Source organism: Bacillus sp. SIMBA_031, assembly GCF_046535225.1.
Classification (GTDB): Bacteria; Bacillota; Bacilli; order Bacillales; family Bacillaceae; genus Bacillus; species Bacillus velezensis.
The window spans coordinates 1-229 of sequence record NZ_JAWRXC010000773.1; the positions used below are offsets into that span (position 1 = coordinate 1).

The window sequence follows — 229 nt, forward strand, 5'->3', positions numbered from 1 at the left end:
CCTTCATCGTTTGCTGAAAACTGCAAAACACCATTTTCATATTGGAAGCCATCGAGGTATTCAGTGATTTTTTTCAGCTCTATTTGGCTTTTGGGAGAAAAATAGGAGTACTCCGCCTTCAGTTTGGTTCCGTCCGCTCTGTACGTATATTGTGTATTAACATTTTTTTCAGTATCTCCCAAAAAACGATCCCGTATAATATAGGTAGCATCATAAATAACAGATGATG

1 protein-coding gene is annotated in these 229 nt (G+C 37.6%); it reads right to left on the bottom strand.

Going from position 1 to position 229, the window contains the following annotated elements:
• The coding region (locus SB724_RS22150) for a hypothetical protein (protein WP_410573276.1) at positions 1-182 on the bottom strand (182 nt) is incomplete at its 3' end.
• Between the last annotated feature and the right edge of the window lie 47 nt (positions 183-229).